Source organism: Pedobacter sp., assembly GCF_045627485.1.
Taxonomy (GTDB): Bacteria; Bacteroidota; Bacteroidia; order Sphingobacteriales; family Sphingobacteriaceae; genus Pedobacter.
This window is the reverse complement of sequence record NZ_JAZQNU010000159.1, coordinates 1-2,710: the sequence shown is the minus strand read 5'-3', so window position 1 is coordinate 2,710 and position 2,710 is coordinate 1. Positions and strand designations below refer to the sequence as shown.

The following is a 2,710-nucleotide window of genomic DNA, read 5'->3' as shown; positions in this document are numbered from 1 at the left end:
AGGTATTCGATGTTATTAAACTCCGACACCCTGGTAGATATGGATGTGGTTGCTTGCTTATTAAACCATTTGGAAAGCCAAGTCGGATCGTAGCCATGTCGTTCTGTGGGCCAAGGAGTTGTCCCTCTCTATTGTCTTCCTAAGACCGCTTGGCCTCCGACTTAGGTATTCGATGTTATTAAACTCCGACACCCTGGTAGATATGGATGTGGTTGCTTGCTTATTAAACCATTTGGAAAGCCACCAGGAAGCCGCAGGGGTACAACCTGCCATTTACTGGATGCATGACAAAACTGAAATCTGGAATGGCGACTGCTATGTGAACGGTGTATTGGGTTATACTTACAACAAAAAAACAAAAGTGATTCCTGCTACTGGTGATGGTGCTCTGGCTTTCGGTACTTCACAGACCTATAACAATGTACAATGGCTAACCGGTTGCTGCTGCCTGCTTCGAAACAACGTGTTGGCAAAAACAGGTGGTTTTAATGCACGTTTTTTCCTTTATTATGAAGATGTAGAACTCTCTTACCGGCTTCGGGCCGCAGGTAATGAATTACATTATTTACCATCGGTAGCAATGTATCATGAAGCAGGTGCTTCTGGCAAAGCGGCTAAAGATAAAGAAGGCACTTTAAGTCCCATTATCCATTATTATGTGAGCCGCAACAAGATCTGGTTTTTCAGGAAGTACGGAAACCCGTTATTTTATCCCTTCATGTTTTTGTATAACGCACCTTATTTTTTGGCTTTGCTATCCTATTTCATGATCAGGGGCCGCAAAAAAAAGGCGGGTTATTTATTTAAGGGTTTAAAAGATGGCTTTTTTACACCAAAAGCCTTAATTTGGCCCCTATGATGTTTATTTTCCCGCTCCTTTTTATTGTTTCTTTCATCATGAGCCTGAGGGAGATCATCAGGGGAAATAAAGATGGCATGCTGCTATTTTTAATCTTCGGCCTGTCGATGTATACCACCGCGATGTCAGTGGCCTTTTCTTTAGGCTTAAAAGACCTGATTCCCGTATTTCAATTTTTTAAGGAGCTGATGATTTTCAGTGTTTTGGGATTAAACATTATGAGTTTGACCCGAAAGCCGCGTTTTCATGTATTGGATTACATGATCCTGGCATTCTTTCTTTATTCCCTGTTATATGCGCTCGCACCGATTGGGGAACAAAGTTTCATTAACCGCCTGATGGCGTTTAAAAGCATGTCCTTTTTTGTACTGGTGTACTTTAGCGGGCGCTTTCTCGACCTGCGGAACATCTATGTGAACAAATATTTTAATTACATTATGATCCTGACCATTGCTGCAGGTGTGGTGTTGATTGGTGAATACCTGCTCCAAACACACCTTCAAACCATGACGGGATATGCAGAATATAGCTACTACTTCTTCAATTTTGAACCCAGCGGTAGTTATGGTTTAACCACCACCTTCGAATCGGAAGGGGGCTATAAACGTTTTGCCAGTTTCTTTGCTAACCCCCTTGAACATGCAGCAGCCACTTTGCTGGCCCTTGCTTTTATCATGGCTTTATACACACGCGATGATAATAAACTGGTATTAACACCAATTGGCATGACCGCGTTAGCAGCTACTTTTATTTCCATTACACTGGCTTTATCGCGTGCGCCTTTTGCCAGCTATTTCGTAATGATTTATTTCTATGCCTTGCTTACCCGCAAGAAATTAATCACCAATATCATCCATATTGGCTTTGGCCTGGTAGCTGCTTATGTGGCTTACCTGATGACCCGCTTTGAAGACACGGCCAGTGGTATTATGGAGGTGGTGGTGAATACCGTGGATTTCAGTAACCCTTCCAGTGTGGGTCACCTGGTAGAATGGATCCAGGGCATCATGGCCATGATTGAAAGTCCGCTTGGTTTAGGTCTGGGAACTTCGGGAAGGGTAGCTGGTTCCCTGGGTGAAAATATTGGTGGTGAAAACCAGTTTATCATCATTGGGGTCCAGGCTGGTGTGATTGCAATGTTTTTATATCTGTTCATTTATTTGAATTTTATCCGTTTAGGTATTAAATGGTTACCGTATTTAAAAGGCAAGGAACGGAAAATCTGTATGGCGGTACTGTTTATGAAAATAGGCTTTTTTATTCCCTTGCTAACCTCTGAAGTGGAAAGCTCTTCGTATATTTCCTACATGAACTGGTTTTTTTCTGGCATGATGATGACTATTATCATGTCGCAGGGTACAGCCCCATACCAGGAATCCGCAGCGGAAATATCAAGCCCTAAACCCAATATTCCAGCAACCGCATGATAGAAAAAATCATCAGAAAGTTAAAAAATGATCCCAATTATAAATGGGAAAGTACTTATGCCCCTCGTGATTTAATGGCCATTGCTTTCGTGCGTGGTGTTCAATTGTTGCGCGGCATATTACTAAAGTTATTTATAAAAGAAAGCAGGGGTTTATTATTTGTGGGTTCAGGTGTGAAACTTCGCCATAAGCGACATTTTATGGCTGGCAAAAACCTCATTCTCGAGGACAACGTATTCATCAATGCTTTATCGGAGGATGGTATCAGAACTGGGGATAATGTATCTATAGCCAGGGATTCTATTTTAATTTGCACGGGTGTAATTGCCCACCAGGGGAAGGGAATTTTCATAGGTAAAGGCACTGGTATTAATGCCGGCGCTTACCTGGGCGGCCAGGGTGGTATTCATATTGGCGAACAGAA

3 protein-coding genes are annotated in these 2,710 nt (G+C 42.4%); all 3 read left to right on the top strand.

Annotated features, from left to right (window positions below):
* The first annotated feature begins 172 nt into the window (after positions 1 to 172).
* Positions 173 to 859, top strand: a complete 687-nt coding sequence (locus ACR2F3_RS12325; protein WP_432710275.1) for a glycosyltransferase family 2 protein — start codon at positions 173 to 175, stop codon at positions 857 to 859.
* A complete protein-coding gene (locus tag ACR2F3_RS12320) occupies positions 856 to 2,286 on the top strand; it encodes a hypothetical protein (protein ID WP_432710274.1) in 1,431 nt (476 codons plus the stop codon). Before ACR2F3_RS12325 ends, ACR2F3_RS12320 begins: the two co-directional genes overlap by 4 nt.
* Positions 2,283 to 2,710 (top strand): hypothetical protein (locus ACR2F3_RS12315; RefSeq protein WP_432710273.1); only part of this gene is annotated, 428 nt, incomplete at its 3' end. The genes ACR2F3_RS12320 and ACR2F3_RS12315, both read left to right, overlap by 4 nt.